Raw genomic sequence first — 20195 nt, 5'->3', positions numbered from 1 at the left:
CTCTGAAATTGCACAAATGCGGCAACAAATAAGGCGAAGTCGGAAAATTATTTTTTCAAATTTCGTGATCTTCTGCATTGCAACATCGATTTCGGAAAATTCGTTCGGTTTTTAACTGATTCCATTGGGTTTTTTCCACTAAACCTTAATTTTAGCAACTAGTGATATAAACCGTCATAAATCACGAATGTTACCGTCTGTAACATTCCGTGATATTAGCAAGCACTTTTTTGCCATTTTTCGCCCGATTTAAGCCCCCGCCGCTCACCAGGCGCAAGTTCAATTGTTTGAGGGAAAATCGGTTTGAAGAAAATCAATCGTTCGGTTGCGATCATCGCAACTATATCCGCCGCTTTTGCTATCCTCTCTACGGATGCATTTGCAGCATCGGGATGCGGGGGCGCATCATGGTACGGGGGACGTTCCAAGACTGCTTCCGGGGAACGCATGAGTTCCGCCAACTTTACTGCCGCCCATCGCTCGCTTGCCTTCGGCACACGCCTGAAAGTAACCAACCGTCACAATGGTCGTAGCGTCGTCGTTCGCATCAACGACCGCGGGCCTTTCATTCGTGGACGCGTGCTCGATCTCTCCCGTGCTGCAGCGCAGGATATCGGCATGGTTGCCTCTGGCACTGCGAGTGTTTGTTACGACGTCGTCGCCTCGAAATAAGCGGCGGATTTGCTGGGAACGACCCCGGCGTTTCGGCCTGACGCTTGCTCTCTCCGTCAATCGCGGCTACCACGCGGTTGAGACGTCTCAATAATCTGCCGCCACGTGCTTATTTCGTGCGGATTGATGAGGTGTCAGTGACACTTTAGTGGCGCATGAACCTTCCGGCAATCACAGGTGATTTCGGAGCCGTGCGCAAGCAGGAGAATAGTGAATGCGTCTGGGCGGCCGGCTGCAGGGGGCCATCGAAGTTCTTGCCGATATCGAAGCGCGCAAGCGACCGGTGGCCGACGCCCTGAAGGATTGGGGACTGGCCCATCGCTTCGCCGGCTCCGGCGACCGCGCCGCCATCGGTAACATCGTCTACGACGCTCTGCGAATGCGGCTGTCCCATGCCTGGCTGATGGGTGACGACAGCCCCTCCGCGCTTGCCCATGCCGTGCTCTTCCGGCAATGGGGTCTGACGCCGGAAATGCTGGCCGCCGAACTTGACGGCGATAAATTCGCGCCCGAGCCGCCAAGCGCCGAGGCGCTGGCCGCCTTTGCCTCCCGCAAGATCGAAGACGCGCCTCGCCATATCCAGGGCGACATTCCGGAATGGGTCGAGCATTCCTTTCAACAAGCATTCGGCGATAGCTGGCTTGCGGAAGCGCAGGCATTGGCCGAGCGGCCGACGCTCGATCTGCGCGCCAATGCGCTGAAGGCCAGCCGTGACAAGGCGGTGAAGGCGCTGGAGCGCGCCGGCGCCCATGCTTCGAAGATCGCCCGTTACGGTATCCGCATTCCCGCCGGCGAAGGCGCATCGCGCCTGCCGAATGTCACCGCCGAACTTTCCTTCCAGAAGGGCTGGTTCGAGGTACAGGACGAAGGATCGCAGATCGTTGCCGATCTCGTTCTGCCTGAAGAAGGCGACCAAGTGCTCGACTATTGCGCCGGCGGCGGCGGCAAGACCCTCGCCATGTCGGCGGCGATGCACAATAAGGGGCAGGTCCATGCCTACGATACCGACCGGCGGCGGCTGGCGCCGATCATCGAACGGTTGAAGCGCGCCGGCACGCGCAATGTCCAGGTTCATGACGAAAGAAACGGCCTGCTTCCGCTGCGCGGTAAATTCGACAAGGTCCTCGTCGATGCGCCCTGCACCGGCACAGGTACCTGGCGCCGGCGTCCCGATACGAAATGGCGGCTGACGCAGAAGAACCTCGACGAGCGCACCAGCCAGCAGCAGGAAGCGCTGGCTCAGGCCGGAGAATTCGTCCGTCCCGGCGGCATGCTGCTCTACGTTACCTGCTCGGTCCTGCCGGAAGAAAATGAAACGCAGGTCAACCGCTTTGCCGCCAACAATCCGGATTTCGAAGTGGTCGAAGTACTGAGCTCCTGGGAGAAGCTGTTCGGCAGCGATGCGCCGAAGCCGCGCTCATCGGACGGCAAGACCATCACCCTGACGCCGGCATCGACCGATACCGACGGTTTCTTCTTCTGCCGGCTGCGGCGGAAGGGATAGCAAAGGCTCGTTCGGGACGCAGCGGCTATTGCTGCTTCGGCGGCATGAAGGACGCGGCACCTGCCGTTTTCCCAGCACATCCACTCCTTTGCCGATGCAGGAACCTGCGATTTCCGGCTTTAAAATCATTCTAAACTAGAGTGTTTGACACTAGTTTGTTTTTAATACATGAGACAATTTACCAAGTTTCTGACGGCCCCCCGCCGTCACAGGAGAGGATCATGAAACTGAAAATCAATTTTAGCGCCGCCTTGGCGCTGGCTGTCGCCTCGACCGCCATGTCCACCCTTCCGGCGCTTGCGGCCGCGCCCGAGCCGGCGGCAATCATCAAGCATTATGCCGAAGTGGGCCATGCCAAATATCAGGACGCGCTGACCACGGCGCAGGCACTGGACAGGGCCATCGACGCATTGCTGGCCAACCCGAGCGACAAGACGCTGAAGGCTGCCCAGGCTGCCTGGATCAAGGCACGCGTTCCCTACGAGCAGACGGAAGTCTATCGCTTCGGCAATCCCATCGTCGACGATTGGGAAGGCAAGGTGAACTCCTGGCCGCTGGACGAGGGCCTGATTGACTATGTCGACGCCTCCTACGGCACCGAGAGCGATGAGAATTCCCTTTATATCGCCAATGTCATCGCCAACAAGACGATCAAGATCAACGGCAAGGACGTCGACGCTTCGCATCTGACGCCGGAATTCCTCTCCGGCACGCTGCAGCAGGCCGGCGGCGTCGAAGCCAATGTCGCGACCGGCTATCACGCCATCGAATTCCTGCTCTGGGGCCAGGATCTGCACGGCACCGGCCCGGGCGCCGGCGAACGTCCCGCCACCGACTACGATCTGAAGGATTGCACGCATGGCAATTGCGACCGTCGCGCCGAATATCTGAAATCGGCCTCGACCCTGCTCGTCTCCGACCTGCAGGAGATGACCAATGATTGGGCGGCAGATGGCGAAGCCACGAAGCATATCGAAGCCGATCCGAAGGCGGGCCTTGCGGCCATCCTGACCGGCATGGGCTCGCTTTCCTATGGCGAACTCGCCGGCGAGCGCATGAAGCTCGGTCTGCTGCTGCACGATCCCGAGCAGGAGCACGACTGCTTCTCCGACAACACCTACAACTCCCACAATAATGCCGCCATCGGCATCGCCGCCGCCTATAACGGCAATTACACGCGCGTCGACGGCACCAAGATGAAGGGACCGTCGCTGCACGATCTCGTCGCCGCCAAGGACAAGGCGCTCGACAAGGAGATGGAAGGCAAGCTGAACGCGACGCTTGATGCCATGAAAGCCATGGTTCATCGCGGCGAGACGGTGGAGAAATACGACCAGATGATCGCCGAGGGCAATACCGTCGGCAATGCCACCGTCCAGAAGGCGATCGACGGCCTGCTCGATCAGACCAAGAGCATCCAGCGCGTCGTTGCCGACCTCGATCTCGGCACGATCAAGCTTGAAGGCTCGGACAGCCTGGATAATCCTAACGCCGTCTTCAAGAAGTAATAAAGGAGGGCGGCGGCATCTGACGATGTCGCCGCCCTGGTCCCGATGATCCGCATTCCGGTCAGCCGCGCATTCTTGCCCGCTCTCGCAGCGGGCTTTGTGGTTTTTGCCGTAACGCTGGCGACAGCCGATGTTTTGAATTTCCCCACCGTGCGTACCGACCTTTCGGCCGACACCCTGAAGCGGGTTCAGGACGTGACCCGCCCGACTGCGGATTTTTCCAAGGCCGAGCCCTATGAGGCGATGGAGAGTGGCGCGACGACATCGATCGCTCCCGTTGGTCGCAACATCTTTTCGCAGCCTTCCGCCAATCTCAGCCTAGAGCGTCAAGAGAATTTCCATCTCGGCAATGCGCTGTTTCGCCAGCTCTGGGTCTCCTCGCCGTCCTCCACGCAGGCGACCGATGGGCTGGGGCCGCTATTCAACGCCCGTTCCTGCCAGAGCTGTCATGTCAGGGACGGCCGTGGTCATCCGCCGGAGACGGCCGGAGCCCCCGCCACGTCAATGGTCCTGCGGCTGGCGCGGGCGGCGATCACGCCGGAAGAGGAACAGGTCGTCAGGGATTTCAAGGCACTCAATTTTCCGGATTTGACCTATGGCGTGCAGTTGCAGGATCTCGCCGTGCCTAGTCTCGCCGCAGAGGGCAAGGTCGCTGTCACCTACACCGAGGAAATGGTGACGCTGGCGGGCGGCGAAACCGTTTCGCTGCGCAAGCCGCATTATGCCGTGACCGGTCTTGCCTATGGTCCACTCGGCGAGACGACGACGGTCTCGCCGCGTGTTGCGCCCCCGATGATCGGTCTCGGCCTGATCGAGGCCATTCCGGATGCCGATATCCTCGCGCATGCCGATCCCGAGGACAAGGATGGCGACGGCATTCGCGGCCGCGCCGCTGTGGTCCGCGACCACCGCACCGGCCAACCTGCGCTCGGCCGCTTCGGCTGGAAGGCGCAGAACGCTACCGTGCGCGATCAGGTGGCGGATGCTTTCGTCAACGATATCGGCATTTCCACGCCCGACCGGCCGAACGCCCATGGCGACTGCACGGCCAAGGAGGCGCGTTGCCTCGCCATGCCGACCGGCGTGCAGACGCGTCTCGGCGATACGGAAGCACCGGGGCCGATTCTTGATCTCGTCACCTTCTATTCCGAAAACCTCGCCGTGCCCGCGCGCCGAAAGGCAAGCTTTCCCGACGTGCTGCACGGCAAGGAAATCTTCTATCAATCCGGCTGTGCTGCCTGTCATACGCCAAAATTCGTCACCCGCGACGACCTCAAGGGCAGCGACGGCAAGGCGACGGCGCAGGCCTTCCAGCTCATTTGGCCCTATTCCGATTTCCTGCTGCACGACATGGGCGACGGGCTTTCGGATGGGCAGCAGGTCGGTGTGGCATCCGGACGCGATTGGCGCACACCGCCACTCTGGGGTATAGGCCTGACGCAAACGGTCAGCGGCCAGCAAGCTTATCTGCATGACGGCCGCGCCCGCACACTCGCCGAGGCCATTCTCTGGCACGGAGGAGAGGCGGAAAAGGCCCGAAATACATTCGCAAACCTGCCGCAGAACGACAGGCAAGCACTCATCAATTTTCTGGAGTCCCTCTGATGCGTCATCGGAATGCTTTCGCGGCCGGCCTTCTCCTCAGCCTTGCGGCGCTGCCCGCCAATGCCCAGGACGCGACAGCCAATGGAGCCGGGCTGAACGAAGCAGCCGTGCCGGCGGTGTTGCAGAAGGCCGTTGATGACGTCATCCGGCCCGGATACCGCGCCGTGCATGACAGCGCCTCGAAACTGACCACGGCTCTGAAGGCGCTCTGCGCCGATCCTTCCGCCGCAAGCCTCGCCAATGCGCAGTCCGCCTTCGGCGACACGGTCAAGAGCTGGTCGCGCATCGAGATCGTGCAGACCGGGCCGATCATCGAGAAGAACCGCTTCGAACACATCCTCTTTTATCCCGACCGCAAGGGCGTCGGCTTGAAACAAGTGCAGGCGCTGATCGCCAAGGCCGACGAGCACGACACTACGGTCGAGGCGGTCGCCGGCAAGAGCGTGGCGCTGATGAGCCTGACGGCGCTGGAATATGTGCTTTACGGCAACGGCTCCAGCGTTCTCAGCAGCGAAAAGCAAGGATTTCGCTGCCGCTATGGCGCGGCGGTCGCCGGCAATATCGAAAACACGGCCAAGGACATCGCCGACGAATGGGACGATCCGAACGGCGTACAGAAGTCCTGGAAGAACCCCGGCAAGACCAGCGACGATTTCATGGACAACAAGGAAGCCGTGACGGCACTGCTCGGCATTCTTGTACATGGCGCGGAGAATGTCAGGGATCAGCGGCTCGAAACTTTCTACAAAGGCGATCCCGCGGCGGCGCGGCCGAAAATGGCGATCTATTGGCGTTCCGGCGGCACCTGGGCCTCGCTGTCCGGCAATCTCGAAGGGCTGAAAGCGCTCTGGGAAAAAGCCGGCATGGCCGACCTTTTGCCCGCCGACAAGCGCAACATCGCCGGCAAGATCGATGCTCTGCTGAAGGAACTGACCGTGACCGCACCGACGGTCAATCCCGATATCGAAGCAGCGCTTGGCAACGATGCCGAGCGCGCCAAGATCGACAAGTTGCTGAATGTCAGCCGCGACCTCACCACCGCTTTCAGTGACGATTACGGCGGGGCGATCGGCCTCTCCGCCGGCTTCTCCTTCGCTGACGGGGATTGACCGCATGCGGAGCGCGCTGATCGACCGCAGGGCCTTCGTCAAGGCGGCGGGGTTGACCTTTCTGGCCGTGTTGAAACCGGGTGCGCTGATGGCACTGGAGCGGGCTGACGCGGTCTATGCTTCCGGCATCCGCACGTCGGACGGTTCTTTCGCGGTGGCCACAGTCAGCGAGCGCGGCCAGATCCTCGATCAGGTGGCGCTGCCGGCGCGCGCCCATGGCATGGCCTTTTCGAAGGCGACCGGCAAGACCGTCGCTTTCGCCCGCCGCCCCGGCACCTACGCGATGATCTTCGATCCCTGGAACAAAAGCGAGCCCGTTGTCATCACGGCGCGCGAGGGCCGGCATTTCTATGGCCATGGCACGTTTTCCCCTGACGGAAAGCTGCTTTATGCCAGCGAAAACGACTTCGACAACAACAGGGGCATGATCGGCATCTATGACGCGCGCAATCGCTTCGCGCGCATCGGCGAATACGAAACCTACGGCACCGGCCCACATGACATGACCGTTTCCGACGACGGGAGGCTGTTGATCGTCGCCAATGGCGGCATCGAGACCCATCCGGATTTCGGCCGAACCAAGCTCAACCTCGATCACATGAAGCCGTCGCTGACGCTGATCGAGACGGCTAGCGGCCGGCTGATCGAAAAGCACGCGCTGCCGCCGCACTATGCCCAGGTCTCCACCCGCCACGTCGACATCGACGCGCAGGGTCGGATCTGGTTCGCCTGCCAATATGAAGGCCATCGCAACGACCTGCCGCCGCTCGTCGGTTATTTCTCCAAGGGAGAGGACCTGACCTTCATCTCCCTGCCCGACGACACCACCCGCGCGCTCGGCAACTATGTCGGCGCCATCGCCGTCAACCGCACCGATAACCTTGTCGGCGTCACCTCGCCTGTCCAAGGCACATCGGTGACTTTAGATGCGAAGACCGGGGCGGTGCTGAAAGTGGAAAGCATCGCCGATGCAGCCGGCATCGCGCCGGCGCAGCATGGCTTTGCCGTGTCCTCCTATAACGGCAATTTCCTCGGCGAGCACAGCGATGTCGCCTGGGACCAGCACATCGTGCGCATCGCCCGCGGCTGATCCGGATACCAATCAGGTAAGCTTGTTGGCTTCGATGAAGCGCCGCAACGCCGTCGCTGCGTTCAGCATATGCGCCCGCATGCGCCGCGATGCCAATTCCCCGTCACCCTCTGCGATGGCCTCCATGATCGCTTCATGCTCCACCCGGGATCGATCGAGGCGCTGTTCCTGCTGCAATTGCGCGCGGCGGAAAGCCATCAGGCGATTGTGTATCGCAATCGCCTGTTCGGCGAGGAAGCTGTTGTGGGTCGCGTGATAGATCGCCTCGTGAAACGCGCGATTGAACGTATCATAAGCATCGAAATCACCCTTTTTCACGATCGCTTCGGATGAATCGTGCAGCTCGATCAGGTGGCTGCGCTCCAGCGGCGTCATGCGATAGGTGGCGAGCCTCACGCACATGGCCTCGATTTCGGCGACCGTCTCGAACATGTCCATGATGCGCTCGGGCGTCATACGGGCAACCACGACCCCACGCCGCGCCCGCACTTCGACCAGACCGTTCGCCGCCAGTTGCCTCAATGCTTCGCGAACGGGGGTGCGCGAGGCACCGAAGCGATCGGCAAGCTGCTGCTCGTCCAGCGCGGCGCCCGCCTCCAGCTTACCGGTGGCGATCTCGTCCTCCAGCGCGTTGCGGATGCGATCGGAAAGCAACTCGCGATCTTCCGTCGTGTCATCCAGTTCATCCGTCATTCTGAGTTCTCCGACATTCATCGTTGCTTGTATGCAAAAACATCTCTTCGCATCATCTTTGCATGCAAATTCGTCATCACGCAACTGTTATGCATCCAATTATTGACAGAAAATGCCATTCCGAATACAAATCTCATCAACGAGCTTGCTTTTGCATACACAAAGCAGCCTCGGCTACCCAATCCGAATGCAAGGCGGGGCGCATTCGATCGGTGCATTTGGGCAGATGCCGCTCCCAGAAATGCAAAACGCTCAAGAAGCTCACCGCTCCGACATCCGGCGCGGACAGCTTTCTGTCACCCATTTGTCTCAACGCCATAAGGATCACGATGATGATGATGACCAGACGGAACTTCTCGACCGCGCTTATTGCCGGCGCCGCCGCTTCCTTAATTTCCACACGCGCCATGGCCGCCAGCCAATCGGCCTCAGGCGCGGCGATCCCGGCGCCAGCGAAGGCCCGCAACGTCGTTCTTGTCCATGGTCTCTTCGCAGACGGCTCCTGCTGGACGGAAGTCATCGCGCGGCTGCAGGCCAAGGGGCTGAATTGCACGGCGGTGCAGAACCCGTTGACGACGCTTCCCGAAGCGGTCGCATCGGCACAGCGCGTTCTCGATCGTCAGGACGGCCCGACTGTCCTGGTCGGCCATTCCTTCTCCGGCATGATTGTCACGGAAGCCGGTGTGCATCCGAAGGTCTCGTCTCTGGTCTATGTCGCAGCCCGCGCACCGGATGCAGGCGAAGATTATACGGCGCTCGCCAAGACATATCCAACGCCGCCGGCATCGGCAGGCATCGTCTTCGACGGTGACGAAGGGCGGTTGACTGAGGAAGCATTCCTGCGGGATTTCGCCGGCGACCTGCCGAGGGCCAAGGCAGAGGTGCTTTATGCCGTGCAGCAGCCCTTCCAAAAGGCTTTGCTGACCGGTAAGACCAGTCAAGCCGCCTGGCGCAGCAAGCCGAGCTGGTATGCGGTTTCCACCGAAGACAGGACGATCAATCCGGATCTGGAACGCTTCATGGCCAAGCGCATGGGCGCCAAGACCATCGAGGTGAAGGCCAGCCATCTTGCGCTGATCTCACATCCCGATACAATCGCCCAACTGATCCTGGAAGCCGCTGGGTATTGACCGCTTTTTGCCGGTCTAGCCCTTGGCCGCGAACTCCGCCTGCTCCATGCCGATCGCAACCGCAGCCGCCTTGGCGGAGTTCCTCAACCAGTCCACCTCCCTCTTGTCGAGGTCAGCCAGGATCGCCGGAATGCGGGAGACGTCATCGGCATGGCAATTGCCGATCTCGAAGCCCATCAGGTCGAGCATGGCTGGCGACAACAGGAGTTGCGCATCGCCCTCGATTTCGATTTTGCGGCTATTCGGCGAGAGGCGACGGACCAGCAGCTTGTCGATCACCTCATAGTGCGGATCGGGAGAGCGGGCGCGGCCGGAGGCGATGATACCCGTACGGATCATCGTATCGGACGGATCGTGTCGGAGCGACCAGGCGGATTGAGCGAGTGCCTTGACCTCGCGGATTACCGGCCCGCCGCGCCATTCGACATCGGCGATAAAGCGTGGGCGGCCGAGGCTGCCGGTGCCGGCGGTGCGCGGCTTGGCGACGAAAGGAAGCTCCTCATCCGGCAGCGATCGACGCAGCACGTCAAGGTAAGGCGCGGGTACCGGTTTGGCCGGCGGCGGTAGATCCCGATATTTGTCCCAGAACTCCTTGCGCTCGGCATTTGAGAGGATGACGTCGTTGCGCAGCCACTTGTAATCACGCTCCAGAATGACCGGAGACGGCGCTGTCAGCCCACGGCGATAACCGCCGAGGATGGCTTCGGCGATGGCGCGCGGCGTCGGCGAAGTGGCGCCCCGCGCAAGGATCGCGCTTGTGGCAAGGCGCACGAGGTCCAGCGCATAGGGCATAACAGCCGCATCGTCGAAATCGTTGGCGCCCCAGACCAGCCGTCCCTCCTCATCGCGCCAGGTGCCGAAATTCTCCAGATGCGTATCGCCGATCGCCAGCACTTGCGGCGCGCCCGCAAGATCGGGGCAGATCTCGAAGATGGTCTCGGCCCAGCGCCAATAGGTGGCGCGCAGAAAGACGAAACCGCCGCTCTTCATCTTCTTGTGCTTCTTGTCGAGATCGGATTCGACCAGATCGGCGCCCAATTGCGTCCGCATCCAGGTTTCGTAGGCTCGCGTCGATTGCCGGATCGTCGTCATCTTGGTTCCATCTCGAATCTGTTGGTGACCATATCGAATACGCACCATCATGGGAAAACAATGTCGACGGCCCGGCAGTCCCGGGAGGCGAATTCCACCGCAGTGCCCTTGTCCAAATTCTTCCGCCATGCCAATTTCGCAGCCGCGAAAGGGATGAGGAATGACTGGGGAAAGCAGCAGCGGCGACTTTCGGGGGCGCATCAGAACAAGCTTTGAGCGGCAGGCGGCGATGGCGACGATCGGCGCGGAGCTGACGCGCGTCGAGCATGGCACGGTCGAGATCGAGCTGCCGTTCGACGTGAAGCTGACGCAGCAGCACGGCATTCTCCACGCCGGCATCATCGCCGCCGCGCTGGATTCAGCCTGCGGATTTGCGGCCTACAGCGTCATCGATCCCTCGGCATCGATTCTCACGATCGAATTCAAGATCAATCTGATGTCGCCTGGGCGCGGCGAGCGCTTTCTGTTTCGCGGCGATGTCACCAAGCCCGGCAACACCATCATCGTCGCCGATGGGCGGGCCTATGCTATAAGCGATGGGCCTGCCAAGCTGATTGCCTCCATGACCGGGACGATGATGGTCATCCGAGGCCGAGAGGGAATTACCGGATGAAATTCGAACTGAAACGCGTATCGGGAAAATCGATCCTGTTCGTCATGGCGGCGGAGGCGGAGTACGGCCCCTTCCTGCGCTCCCGCATCGATCCGCTGATGACCGGTGTCGGTCCGGTCGAGGCGGCCATCGTCATGACGCGCGCGCTCGCGCAGCTCGAAGCGCAGGACGATCTGCCGGACATGGTGGTTTCGCTGGGTTCGGCCGGCTCGGCCAAGCTGGAGCAGACCGAGGTCTACCAGGTCACCTCCGTTTCCTATCGCGACATGGACGCTTCACCGCTCGGTTTCGAAAAGGGCCGCACGCCGTTCCTCGACCAACCCGCCACGATCGAGCTGCCGCTGCGCATTCCCGCCATTCCGGAAGCGAGCCTTTCGACCGGCGGCAATGTCATCTCCGGCGCCGATGCCTATGGCCGAATCGCCGCCGACATGGTGGATATGGAAACCTTCTCGGTGCTGCGCGTCTGCCAGATCTACGACCGGCCGCTGATTGGATTGCGCGGCATTTCCGATGGCCTGGTCGAGCTGCAGCACATTTCCGGCTGGACGGAATATCTGCATGTCATCGACCGCAAGCTCTCTTACGCCGTCGATGGCCTGTTCACGGCGCTGGAAGACGCCGTTTTCTGGTTCTGAGCGACGCGAGGGCTGATACAATCGGGACAATAAAATCGGCTCCGGCTTGATTTGCCGGATTGCCAGCGAAAGCGCTTTTCATTAAAGGCTCGCCATGACCCAGACAGCACATCCAGACACCGTTCTCATCGTCGATTTTGGCAGCCAGGTGACGCAGCTCATCGCACGGCGCGTGCGCGAAGCCGGCGTCTATTGCGAGATCGTTCCCTTCCAATCCGCCGAAGCCGGCTTCAAGCGGCTGCAGCCAAAAGCCGTGATCCTCTCCGGCAGCCCGGCCTCGACTGTGGACGAAGGCTCGCCGCGGGCGCCGCAGATCATCTTCGACAGCGGCCTGCCGGTGTTCGGCATCTGCTACGGCCAGCAGACCATGTGCATGCAGCTCGGCGGCAAGGTAGAAAGCGGCCATCACCGCGAATTCGGCCGCGCGTTCCTGGACGTCGACAAGGATTGCGCGCTCTTTGAAGGCCTGTGGTCGAACGGTTCGCGCCATCAGGTGTGGATGAGCCATGGCGACCGCGTGACTGCGCTGCCGGAAGGCTTCGAAGTCGTCGCCACCTCCTCGAATGCGCCCTATGCCTTCATCGCCGACGAGAAGCGCAGATATTACGGCGTGCAGTTCCATCCGGAAGTGGTGCATACGCCCGATGGCGCCAAGCTGATCAGCAACTTCATTCACAATATCGCGGGGATCAAGGGCGACTGGTCGATGTCGGCCTATCGCGCCAAGGCGGTGCAGGCGATCCGCGAGCAGGTCGGCGACAAGCGCGTGATCTGCGCCCTGTCTGGTGGCGTCGATTCCTCCGTCGCCGCGCTGCTGATCCACGAGGCGGTTGGCGATCAGCTCACCTGCATCCTCGTCGACCACGGCCTGATGCGCAAGGACGAGGCGGCCAATGTCGTCGCCATGTTCCGCGAGCACTACAATCTGCATCTCCTGCATGTGGACGCCTCCGACCGCTTCATCGGCGAGCTAGAAGGCGTCAGCGACCCCGAGACCAAGCGCAAGATCATCGGCCGCCTCTTCATCGAGACCTTCGAGGAAGAGGCCAAGAAGCTCGGCGGCGCCGATTTCCTCGGCCAGGGCACGCTTTATCCCGATGTGATCGAAAGCGTCTCCTTCACCGGCGGCCCGTCGGTCACCATCAAGTCGCACCACAATGTCGGCGGCTTGCCGGAGCGCATGAAGATGCAGCTCGTCGAGCCGCTGCGCGAACTCTTCAAGGACGAAGTGCGCGTGCTCGGCAAGGAGCTCGGCCTGCCTGACAGCTTTATCGGCCGCCATCCCTTCCCGGGCCCCGGCCTCGCGATCCGTTGCCCTGGCGGCATCACCCGCGAGAAGCTGGAAATCCTGCGCGAAGCCGATGCCATCTATCTCGATGAAATCCGCAAGGCGGGCCTCTACGATGCGATCTGGCAGGCCTTCGCCGTGCTGCTGCCGGTCCAGACCGTCGGTGTCATGGGCGACGGCCGCACTTACGAATTCGTCTGCGCACTGCGCGCCGTCACCTCAGTCGACGGCATGACGGCGGATTTCTACCACTACGACATGGAATTCCTCGGCCGCGCCGCCACCCGCATCATCAACGAAGTCCGCGGCATCAACCGCGTGGTCTACGACGTGACGTCGAAGCCGCCCGGCACGATCGAGTGGGAATAGCGGCAGCGATAAAATAATCACGCGCTGTCGAAAGTTGTCGATCTGGCCCGTCCTCGGGCCGGAACCGCAACGAGGAGGAAGCCGTGAGAGAGCTGATCTTGAAAATGTCCATATCCGTCGACGGGTTCGTGAGCGACCTCGATGGGGGAAACAAATGGATGTTCGGCTCCGATCCAGAGGCGAAAGCCTGGGCCGTGGAGACCATATGGAACGCTAGCCTGCACATCATGGGCAGCCGCAGTTTCCAAGCCATGGCCGCCTGGTGGCCGACCTCCACCGACGTATTCGCGCCGCCGATGAACCAGATCCCCAAGGCCGTCTTCTCACGACAGGGGCCGGCGATCCTAAGGAGCGCGCACCCGACGGCGGCGCTCAATGAAGCGCGGGCCCATGCGGGAAGCACACAATCTACGGAGCGGCAGCCCGGTGCAGACAGTTGGGCGAATGCCTATGTGGCGAGCGGTGACCTGACGGAGGAAATCGCGAGGTTGAAAGCCCGGGAAGGCAAGCCGATCATGGCCCATGGTGGAGTGAGCTTCGCCCGCAGCCTCATCGCCCGGAACCTGGTCGATCAGTTCGTGCTGGGGGTGCATCCCGTGGCGCTGGGCAAAGGCCTGCCGCTGTTTTCGGAACTCGCCGCGCCGATGCCTCTCAAGCTGATACACTCGAAGGCCTTTCCGGGGGGCGTGGTGGCGCAAATCTATCGGGCGACGTAAGGCCATCGCCGAAGATCCGGCTGGTGGCAATGGGCCAAGGTCAGCTATTTGCGCAGAGTGGCGAGCAAGTGCTGCGCAGAGGCTGCGGGCACTCCTGAACAGCTTTCCAGGAACGGCCCGATCACGAATTGAACAAATCGGGCCCATCCAGGATATGACGAACGAAGTAACGGCTCTTACTTCACCGTGATGCTCATGCCGCTGATATCGGCGTTGACTTGCAGACCGACCTGCCTGCCTGTGAGCTCGAGCTGAGCGCCCTTGTCATTGGTCATGACGATCACCTGGGCACCCCTGCCGACTGCGCCGCCGCCGCCCACTGCACCGTAAACCCCCGTCACATCGCGGGCGCGGCGTATGTGGCGCACGGTACCGCTGAAATAGGTCTTGGAGGCACCGAAGGCCAGGCCGCCCGAAATGCCGCCGATCGTGATGGGATAGCGGCGACCATGGAAGGTCAGCGTGCCCTCGCCTCCCGAGCCACCGACGAAGAAGGCGGCCTTGTAGACGGCGAAGCGGATCGTCCCGCTATCGGCATGGGCGGCACTGGCAAAGCTAACTCCCGCGGCGGCGATGACGGCAACCGCGACTGAACGAAATCTGGGCGAAATATTCATGATGAGAGACTCCTCAAAGAGCGCCGCTTACCCAACCTGCCGGGCACATCAGCGTTGTATCAAAGTTATAGCTGAACAGTTTTGCATGTCATTGGTTCCAAGGCACAATAGTAACATATTCAAATAATCGAGCGCGAATGAAAGGCAACGGCAACACCTTCGACCCAAGAAGACGATGTTGGTGATCCGGGAACACCGAGCTTAGCGCGGCGGCGTCAGGATTTCCGTCTGCCGCCTTCGCAAAAAGCGGCGGATGGCGGGATCTATTTCCAAGGCAATTGCTTGATCATAGGCTTCACGGGCCGCCGCCATTTCCCCCATTCTGGTATGAAGTTCGGCTCGCGCAGCCCAATAGGGTTGATACTCGACAAGCCGGCTACCATGGGTAAGCATCGGCAGCGCCGCCAGCCCTGCGGCTGGCCCGCGCGTCTGCGCCACGGCGATCGCGCGATTGATTGCCGCCACCGGCGAGCCGGTAATTGCGCAGAGCCCATCATAGAGACGCTCGATTGCCGCCCAATCCGTCGCGCCGGTGCGGCGGCGCACCACATGAGCCGATTGGATGGCCGCTTCCAATTGATAGCGGTCGAAGGCGTCGAACGCACTGGCGCGAACAAGCAGATCCTCAGCTTCGTCGATCAAGCCTTCGTCCCATAGCGCAGGATCTTGATCGGCGAGCGGCACGAATTCGCCGGCTGGACTGCGCCGCGCGCCACGCCGCGCATGGGAATAGAGCATGAGTGCCAGCAGGCCGAGCGCTTCGGCCTCACCTGGCAAGAGCGCGACGATCAGCCGGCCGAGCCAAATGGCCTCCTCAGCCAGATTGCGCAGGTTCGCATCGGCACCGACCGGATCGCTCCAGCCTTCCGTATAGGCCGCATACACCGCCTCCAGCACTGCCGCCAGGCGTGCGCGCATGTCTGCCCGATCGGGCACGCACAAGGGAATTCTGGTGCGTCGTATCTTGTTCTTTGCCCGCGCCAGCCGCTGGCCCATTGCCGCCGGCGAGACCAGGAAGGCTGAGGCGATTGTCTCAGCGTCGAACCCAAGAATCGTCTGCAGGATCAGCGGCGCTCTGATTCCGGGTTCTATTGCCGGATGCGCGCAAGCAAACATTAAAGCCAGACGCTCGTCTGGAACGTCTGGCACCAGGCTCGCCGCTGCCTCCAGCTCCTCCGCCATGAGCTTGAGATGCTCGAAGGCGGCAGTGCTTACCCGCCTACGCCTGATGGCGTCGATCATCTTGCGGCGGGCAACGGCAAGCAGCCAGGCCTCGGGTTTTAGCGGTGCACCCTTGACCGGCCAGTCCGCCAGAGCGGAAGCAAAGGCCTCCGACAGAGCGTCTTCGGCAGTAGCCACATCGCGTGTGCGCGCCGCTAGAATAGCGACCAGTTTGCCATAGCTCCGGCGCGCCACCGCTTCGGCAGCTTTGATGGCAGACTGGTCGTCTCCTTGCGACATGGCGGTTCAATAGACCATGAGAGGGCGGACCTCCACGGTGTCTCGTTGAGCGCCGGGACAACGCGCCGCCCAGGCGATGGCGCTATCGAGATCTGCCGTTTCGATGATGTAGTAGCCGCCCAACTGCTCCTTGCTTTCGATATAGGGGCCGTTGAGAACGGTGGGCTTGTCATCCGATGCGCGCACCACGGTTGCCATCGAGGAATCCTGCAATCCGCTGCCCGCCACGAACGCTCCGGCTTTTTTCAACGCTTCAGTGTAAGCGGCGTAGGCCGCGAAGGTCTCGGCCTTCTGCTCCTTTTTAGCATTCTTGTGTTCGGCTTCATTCCAATAGACCAACAGCATATATTGCATGACCTGTTCCTTTCTCTCGATACGCGCAGCCTCAGGGCCGGCTGCGACAACGACGTTCGAACCGGCAAGATTTTGACAGCGGTCAGAAAAAAATTTTGGGCATCGGCGGCTTTACAATTTCGACATCGCTTTAAAGGACAAGCTGGCATTTCTGCTTGGTGAGAGAAAGGCCTCGGTTCGGGCTGAAATTCGCATCGTTTGAGCGAGTGTAAGCGCGGGAAATTGCGTCTGACATCAAAATTTGTAGGACGATGTCGGCGTGCGAAAACCCCGTTCGTCATTTCGTTATCAGGCCAATAAGGCCGGCTCAAACAAGGAGACAGACGATGCGTGTGATGGTGCTGGTGAAGGCTACCGAGGAGAGCGAGAAGGGTTTTTCCCATACGAGCTGGGAGACGGAGATGATGGAGACAATGGGCCGATTCAATGACGATCTGCGCGATGCCGGCATCTTGATCACGGCCGACGGCCTCAAACCCTCCTCCGAGGGCAAGCGTGTCGCATTCGATGGCCTCAACCGTACGGTCATCGACGGGCCTTTCGGTGAACCCCGCCAGCTTGTCGCCGGCTTCTGGATCTGGGAGGTCAAAGACATGGATGAGGCCGTCGCCTGGGTAAAGCGCTGCCCCAACCCCATGCCCGGACCGAGCGAGATCGAAATCCGCCCATTTTACGAGATGGCTGATTTGCAGTGGTAATTGCGGGCGGAAGTCACGCGCGCTTTGCCTGTTTAAGCACATAGAATGCCGCGGTTTACGCAGAGATGTTTGTCAATCGGATAGGAGGGCTGATACATGGCCAAGAAGCACACAGGTCAGTGCGCATGCGGTGCCGTCAAATTCCAGTTCGATACGGATCCTACTTTCGTCGCCGTTTGTCACTGCCTTGACTGCAAGAACGCATCAGGCGGCGAGGCAGCCACTTTCTTCGGCGTGCCCGAGGATGATTTTACGCTGACCAGCGGAGAGCCGAAGGCGTTTCACTATATCGCCCAATCCGGCAAGGGCCTCGATCGCAACTTCTGCCCCGATTGCGGCGCCAGAGTATTCAGCAGCAAGCTGGAGAGCTTCCCAGGAATGGTCTTTGCGACGATCGGCTGCCTGGACAGCTCCGACGGCATTGAGCCGATGCTCGAGATGTTCACCAAGCGCCGTCTCGAGTGGGTCAAACCGCTCGACCTTCCGATCAGCCGGAGATGACCTCTCCGAACCGAGCGTCGCCGCGCCGATATCTGACATGCTCGATGAATGCGCGGAGTTTGGGCAAGACCTGATGCCTGCCTGGATGGTACAGAAAAACCCCTGGCGTTGTGATGGCAAAGGGTGTGAGCAGCGCTTGCAATCGGCCGTCGGCGACAGCCGCTTCGGCGAGCGGACCGGGTACCTGCGCGAGCCCAGCACCTTGGATGGCAGCCCCAAGGATCGTGGGATAATCATGCGCGATGAGTGGCCCTGAGACGATTGCTTCGATCGTCTTGCCGCCGTCGACAAAGGACCAGGGCGCGACCGAGCCGTTCGAGCGGCGCATGCGCAGGCAGGCGTGATCGCGCAGATCGTCGATGCGCTGCGGCGGCTTTCGTCGGGACAGGTAGTCGGGACTGCCAACAACCACAAACGGGAACCGCGGCGTCAGCCGCACCGCCACCATATCCGCGGCGATGAACTCGCCCATCCTGACGCCGGCATCGAAACCGTCGGCTGCGAGATCCACCAGCTTCTCACTGACCGCGATCTCCACCTCGATCGCAGGATAGGCCTCGCAGAAGGACGCAATCAGCGGCTCCAGCAGGATCGGCACGACCGAACGCGGCACGGCGAGACGCAATAATCCGGCCGGCCGCTCGCCGAGCTGACCGGCGACTTCGCTTGCGGCGACGAGCTCTTCGAAGGCGGGTTTGGCGCGCGAGAGGAACCGCTCGCCCGCTTCTGTCAGGCCGACGCTGCGCGTGGTGCGCAGGAAGAGCGCTGCGCCGACGCGCGCCTCAAGTGCGCGCACCACTTGGCTGATCGCTGAAGGAGTTACCCCCAGTTCCGCGGCCGCCCTGCGAAAGCTGCGGTGCTCGGCGACGCTGAGGAACGCCTCCACACCGTCGAGCGCCCCGCGTCTCACTGTGAAATTCTGCTTCATGGCCCGTCAACATTATAGCGAATAGTCGCCAGGCGAAAGCAGTCGTACATCAGGCTTGCGACCCCATCGTGTTCGACACCGCATGAATTCGCATCCCAGAGGAGGCCACATGTCGCCCGCAATCATCTTCCAGTTACATCTTGTTCTGGGGTATGTCCCTTGGCTGCTATGCTTCGGAGCGTATATCTGGCCGAGGCTCAAATCGATGGATCAGGTCGCAGCGCAACGCGCCATCGCCACGCTGCATAGTTTCCGCTTCTTCGGGCTCGTCTTCATCGTTCCCGGCGTCGTCGGCCCGAACCTGCCCGCAGGCTTCACCGCGCCAGCCGCTTACGGTGATTTTGCAACCGGCTTGCTCGCCATGCTGGCGCTTATGACCATAAAGACGCGCCCGCTCTTTTGGCTGTTCACCATTGCCTTCAACCTCGCTGGGGCGAGCGATATCATCATCGATTATTATCACGGCAGTCAGCTCGACCTTCCGGCATTGGCCGGGCAGCTAGGCGCCACCTATGCGATCCCGATCATCTACGTGCCCCTCTTGATGATCACGCATATCGCCGCGTTCTATTTGCTGCTGCGTTCTCCGTCCCAAAGGGCTCGGCCGCTCGCCGGAGATGCGGCCGCAGCCACGGACGCGTGATCCATCCTCCTTCAGCAGCGGCCATGCGACCGGCGTTCAGAAATTCAGGGATTGCTGCACGGGCTTCGGCGGCGCGAGCTGAACGCCTTCCAGTTCCAGCATGCGGGTCTTGGCGGTCGATCCGCCGGGCGCCGAAAAGCCGCCTATCTTGCCTCCGGCGGCCAAGACGCGGTGGCAGGGGATGATCAGCGCCACCGGGTTCTTGGCCATGGCCTGGCCGACGTCGCGCGCAGCTTCGGGACCGGCGCCAAGCTGCTTGGCGAGCGCGCCATAGGTGGTGGTGTGCCCCCATCCCACCTGCCGGGCGGCCGCATAGATCTGCTTGAAGAAATCGTCCTGCTCACTCAGATCCAGTTTTACGCCGGAGAAGTCGATCTCCTCGCCCGCAAAATAGCGCTTCACGGCGGCAATCGCCTCGGTTACATCGGGCGTCGGTATGCCGGGACGCGCATTTGGCAGACGGCGGAGCATAAGGCGCTCGGTCGCTTCAGCGCTTTTCGTCGGCAATTGGAAGCGCGTTATGCCGATATCGTTCCAGGCAATCCCACAGAAACCGCCCGCGGTTTCGAAGATCAGATAATGTTGATTCGTCTCGCTCATGGCAGGGCCTTCCGTGTTTCCACTTGCCATGAAAATCGTGCTTTGGGCACTTCAATTCAACCCGATTCTTGCGCAAGACGACCGGTTGCCGAGATTTTATCGGTCGAAGGAAGCGATGCCGATGCTGCCATAGCAACATCAGCCGCACCGCTTCCCACGCAGCTTGGGAGCTTATCAATATCCGCCGCCCATACCGCCGCCCGACGTACTGCCGCCGGCCGGAGAGGAACGCGTCATACCGCCGCTGCCCCCGCTGGAATTGCCCTGCCCCGTGGTGGAGCAAGCGGACACACCGAGACCAATGAGGGTGAAAAACACGGCGGAGAAGATGGTTTTTATCAACATGTGAGATCATTCCCTTATTGA

The 20195-nt window shown here is 61.2% G+C and carries 24 protein-coding genes; 14 read left to right on the top strand and 10 right to left on the bottom strand.

Annotated features, from left to right (window positions below):
• Positions 1–215: 215 nt before the first annotated feature.
• Complete coding sequence (locus tag QDY28_RS07605) at positions 216–449, bottom strand: hypothetical protein (RefSeq protein WP_331381287.1); 234 nt, start codon at positions 447–449, stop codon at positions 216–218.
• Here QDY28_RS07605 and QDY28_RS07600 point away from each other — a divergent pair.
• The 6 genes from QDY28_RS07600 to QDY28_RS07575 all read left to right on the top strand — a co-directional run bounded on the left by QDY28_RS07600 (position 343) and on the right by QDY28_RS07575 (position 7488).
• Positions 343–672 carry a septal ring lytic transglycosylase RlpA family protein gene (locus tag QDY28_RS07600; RefSeq protein ID WP_331381275.1) on the top strand — a complete coding sequence of 110 codons (330 nt, stop codon included), beginning with the start codon at positions 343–345 and terminating at the stop codon, positions 670–672. The two genes, QDY28_RS07605 and QDY28_RS07600, sit on opposite strands and share 107 nt — an antisense overlap.
• Before the next feature lie 214 nt (positions 673–886).
• Positions 887–2176, top strand: coding sequence for an RsmB/NOP family class I SAM-dependent RNA methyltransferase (locus QDY28_RS07595; RefSeq protein ID WP_331381086.1), 1290 nt, complete (start codon positions 887–889; stop codon positions 2174–2176).
• 221 nt (positions 2177–2397) lie between these two features.
• Positions 2398–3684: an imelysin family protein gene (locus QDY28_RS07590; protein ID WP_331381085.1), complete on the top strand. Its 1287-nt coding sequence runs from the start codon at positions 2398–2400 to the stop codon at positions 3682–3684.
• 45 nt (positions 3685–3729) lie between these two features.
• Positions 3730–5289, top strand: coding sequence for a di-heme oxidoreductase family protein (locus QDY28_RS07585; protein WP_331381084.1), 1560 nt, complete (start codon positions 3730–3732; stop codon positions 5287–5289).
• Positions 5289–6398 (top strand): imelysin family protein, encoded by a 1110-nt coding sequence (locus tag QDY28_RS07580; RefSeq protein ID WP_331381083.1) that lies wholly within the window; start codon positions 5289–5291, stop codon positions 6396–6398. Before QDY28_RS07585 ends, QDY28_RS07580 begins: the two co-directional genes overlap by 1 nt.
• Positions 6399–6402: 4 nt before the next feature.
• Complete coding sequence (locus QDY28_RS07575) at positions 6403–7488, top strand: DUF1513 domain-containing protein (protein ID WP_331381082.1); 1086 nt, start codon at positions 6403–6405, stop codon at positions 7486–7488.
• A gap of 12 nt (positions 7489–7500) precedes the next feature.
• Here QDY28_RS07575 and QDY28_RS07570 read toward each other — a convergent pair whose 3' ends face one another.
• Together QDY28_RS07570 and QDY28_RS07565 are read right to left on the bottom strand one after the other, a co-directional pair.
• A complete protein-coding gene (locus tag QDY28_RS07570) occupies positions 7501–8181 on the bottom strand; it encodes a GntR family transcriptional regulator (protein ID WP_331381080.1) in 681 nt (226 codons plus the stop codon).
• A 136-nt stretch (positions 8182–8317) separates the two neighbouring features.
• Positions 8318–8590, bottom strand: a complete 273-nt coding sequence (locus QDY28_RS07565) for a hypothetical protein (protein WP_331381286.1) — start codon at positions 8588–8590, stop codon at positions 8318–8320.
• On the opposite strand from QDY28_RS07565, the gene QDY28_RS07560 reads away from it, so the two are divergent.
• A complete protein-coding gene (locus QDY28_RS07560; protein ID WP_331381079.1) occupies positions 8514–9311 on the top strand; it encodes an alpha/beta fold hydrolase in 798 nt (265 codons plus the stop codon). The two genes, QDY28_RS07565 and QDY28_RS07560, sit on opposite strands and share 77 nt — an antisense overlap.
• Before the next feature lie 15 nt (positions 9312–9326).
• Here the strand turns inward: QDY28_RS07560 and QDY28_RS07555 are convergent, their stop codons facing one another.
• Positions 9327–10403 (bottom strand): DUF2252 family protein, encoded by a 1077-nt coding sequence (locus tag QDY28_RS07555; protein ID WP_331381078.1) that lies wholly within the window; start codon positions 10401–10403, stop codon positions 9327–9329.
• A gap of 160 nt (positions 10404–10563) precedes the next feature.
• On the opposite strand from QDY28_RS07555, the gene QDY28_RS07550 reads away from it, so the two are divergent.
• The 4 genes from QDY28_RS07550 to QDY28_RS07535 all read left to right on the top strand — a co-directional run bounded on the left by QDY28_RS07550 (position 10564) and on the right by QDY28_RS07535 (position 14027).
• Entirely contained in the window at positions 10564–11016 is a 453-nt protein-coding gene (locus QDY28_RS07550) for a PaaI family thioesterase (protein ID WP_331381077.1), read from the top strand.
• On the top strand, positions 11013–11654 hold the full coding sequence (locus QDY28_RS07545) for a 5'-methylthioadenosine/S-adenosylhomocysteine nucleosidase (protein WP_331381075.1): 642 nt from the start codon (positions 11013–11015) through the stop codon (positions 11652–11654). Before QDY28_RS07550 ends, QDY28_RS07545 begins: the two co-directional genes overlap by 4 nt.
• 94 nt (positions 11655–11748) lie before the next feature.
• A complete protein-coding gene (gene guaA / locus QDY28_RS07540; RefSeq protein ID WP_331381074.1) occupies positions 11749–13311 on the top strand; it encodes a glutamine-hydrolyzing GMP synthase in 1563 nt (520 codons plus the stop codon).
• Between the two features lie 83 nt (positions 13312–13394).
• Complete coding sequence (locus QDY28_RS07535; RefSeq protein ID WP_331381073.1) at positions 13395–14027, top strand: dihydrofolate reductase family protein; 633 nt, start codon at positions 13395–13397, stop codon at positions 14025–14027.
• Between the two features lie 176 nt (positions 14028–14203).
• Here the strand turns inward: QDY28_RS07535 and QDY28_RS07530 are convergent, their stop codons facing one another.
• The 3 genes from QDY28_RS07530 to QDY28_RS07520 form a co-directional block, all read right to left on the bottom strand.
• Positions 14204–14644 carry a hypothetical protein gene (locus QDY28_RS07530; RefSeq protein WP_331381072.1) on the bottom strand — a complete coding sequence of 147 codons (441 nt, stop codon included), beginning with the start codon at positions 14642–14644 and terminating at the stop codon, positions 14204–14206.
• 201 nt (positions 14645–14845) lie between these two features.
• Positions 14846–16105 (bottom strand): RNA polymerase sigma factor, encoded by a 1260-nt coding sequence (locus QDY28_RS07525; RefSeq protein WP_331381071.1) that lies wholly within the window; start codon positions 16103–16105, stop codon positions 14846–14848.
• A gap of 6 nt (positions 16106–16111) precedes the next feature.
• On the bottom strand, positions 16112–16459 hold the full coding sequence (locus QDY28_RS07520) for a YciI family protein (RefSeq protein WP_331381070.1): 348 nt from the start codon (positions 16457–16459) through the stop codon (positions 16112–16114).
• Positions 16460–16785: 326 nt separating this feature from the next.
• Here QDY28_RS07520 and QDY28_RS07515 point away from each other — a divergent pair, with 326 nt between their 5' ends.
• Positions 16786–17157, top strand: a complete 372-nt coding sequence (locus QDY28_RS07515; RefSeq protein ID WP_331381069.1) for a YciI family protein — start codon at positions 16786–16788, stop codon at positions 17155–17157.
• Between the two features lie 96 nt (positions 17158–17253).
• Positions 17254–17658, top strand: a complete 405-nt coding sequence (locus QDY28_RS07510) for a GFA family protein (RefSeq protein ID WP_331381068.1) — start codon at positions 17254–17256, stop codon at positions 17656–17658.
• Here the strand turns inward: QDY28_RS07510 and QDY28_RS07505 are convergent.
• Positions 17645–18586, bottom strand: coding sequence for a LysR family transcriptional regulator (locus QDY28_RS07505; protein WP_331381067.1), 942 nt, complete (start codon positions 18584–18586; stop codon positions 17645–17647). The genes QDY28_RS07510 and QDY28_RS07505 overlap by 14 nt on opposite strands.
• A gap of 109 nt (positions 18587–18695) precedes the next feature.
• On the opposite strand from QDY28_RS07505, the gene QDY28_RS07500 reads away from it, so the two are divergent.
• Entirely contained in the window at positions 18696–19229 is a 534-nt protein-coding gene (locus QDY28_RS07500; RefSeq protein ID WP_331381066.1) for a hypothetical protein, read from the top strand.
• 36 nt (positions 19230–19265) lie between these two features.
• Here the strand turns inward: QDY28_RS07500 and QDY28_RS07495 are convergent, their stop codons facing one another.
• Positions 19266–19829, bottom strand: a complete 564-nt coding sequence (locus QDY28_RS07495; RefSeq protein WP_331381065.1) for a methylated-DNA--[protein]-cysteine S-methyltransferase — start codon at positions 19827–19829, stop codon at positions 19266–19268.
• A 174-nt stretch (positions 19830–20003) separates the two neighbouring features.
• Positions 20004–20174, bottom strand: coding sequence for a hypothetical protein (locus tag QDY28_RS07490; protein WP_331381064.1), 171 nt, complete (start codon positions 20172–20174; stop codon positions 20004–20006).
• Positions 20175–20195 lie beyond the last annotated feature (21 nt).

This window comes from Rhizobium sp. BR 362 (genome assembly GCF_036528765.1).
Taxonomy (GTDB): Bacteria; Pseudomonadota; Alphaproteobacteria; order Rhizobiales; family Rhizobiaceae; genus Rhizobium.
The sequence above is the reverse complement of the archived record's forward strand: the minus strand, read 5'-3'. Positions and strand labels throughout refer to the sequence as shown.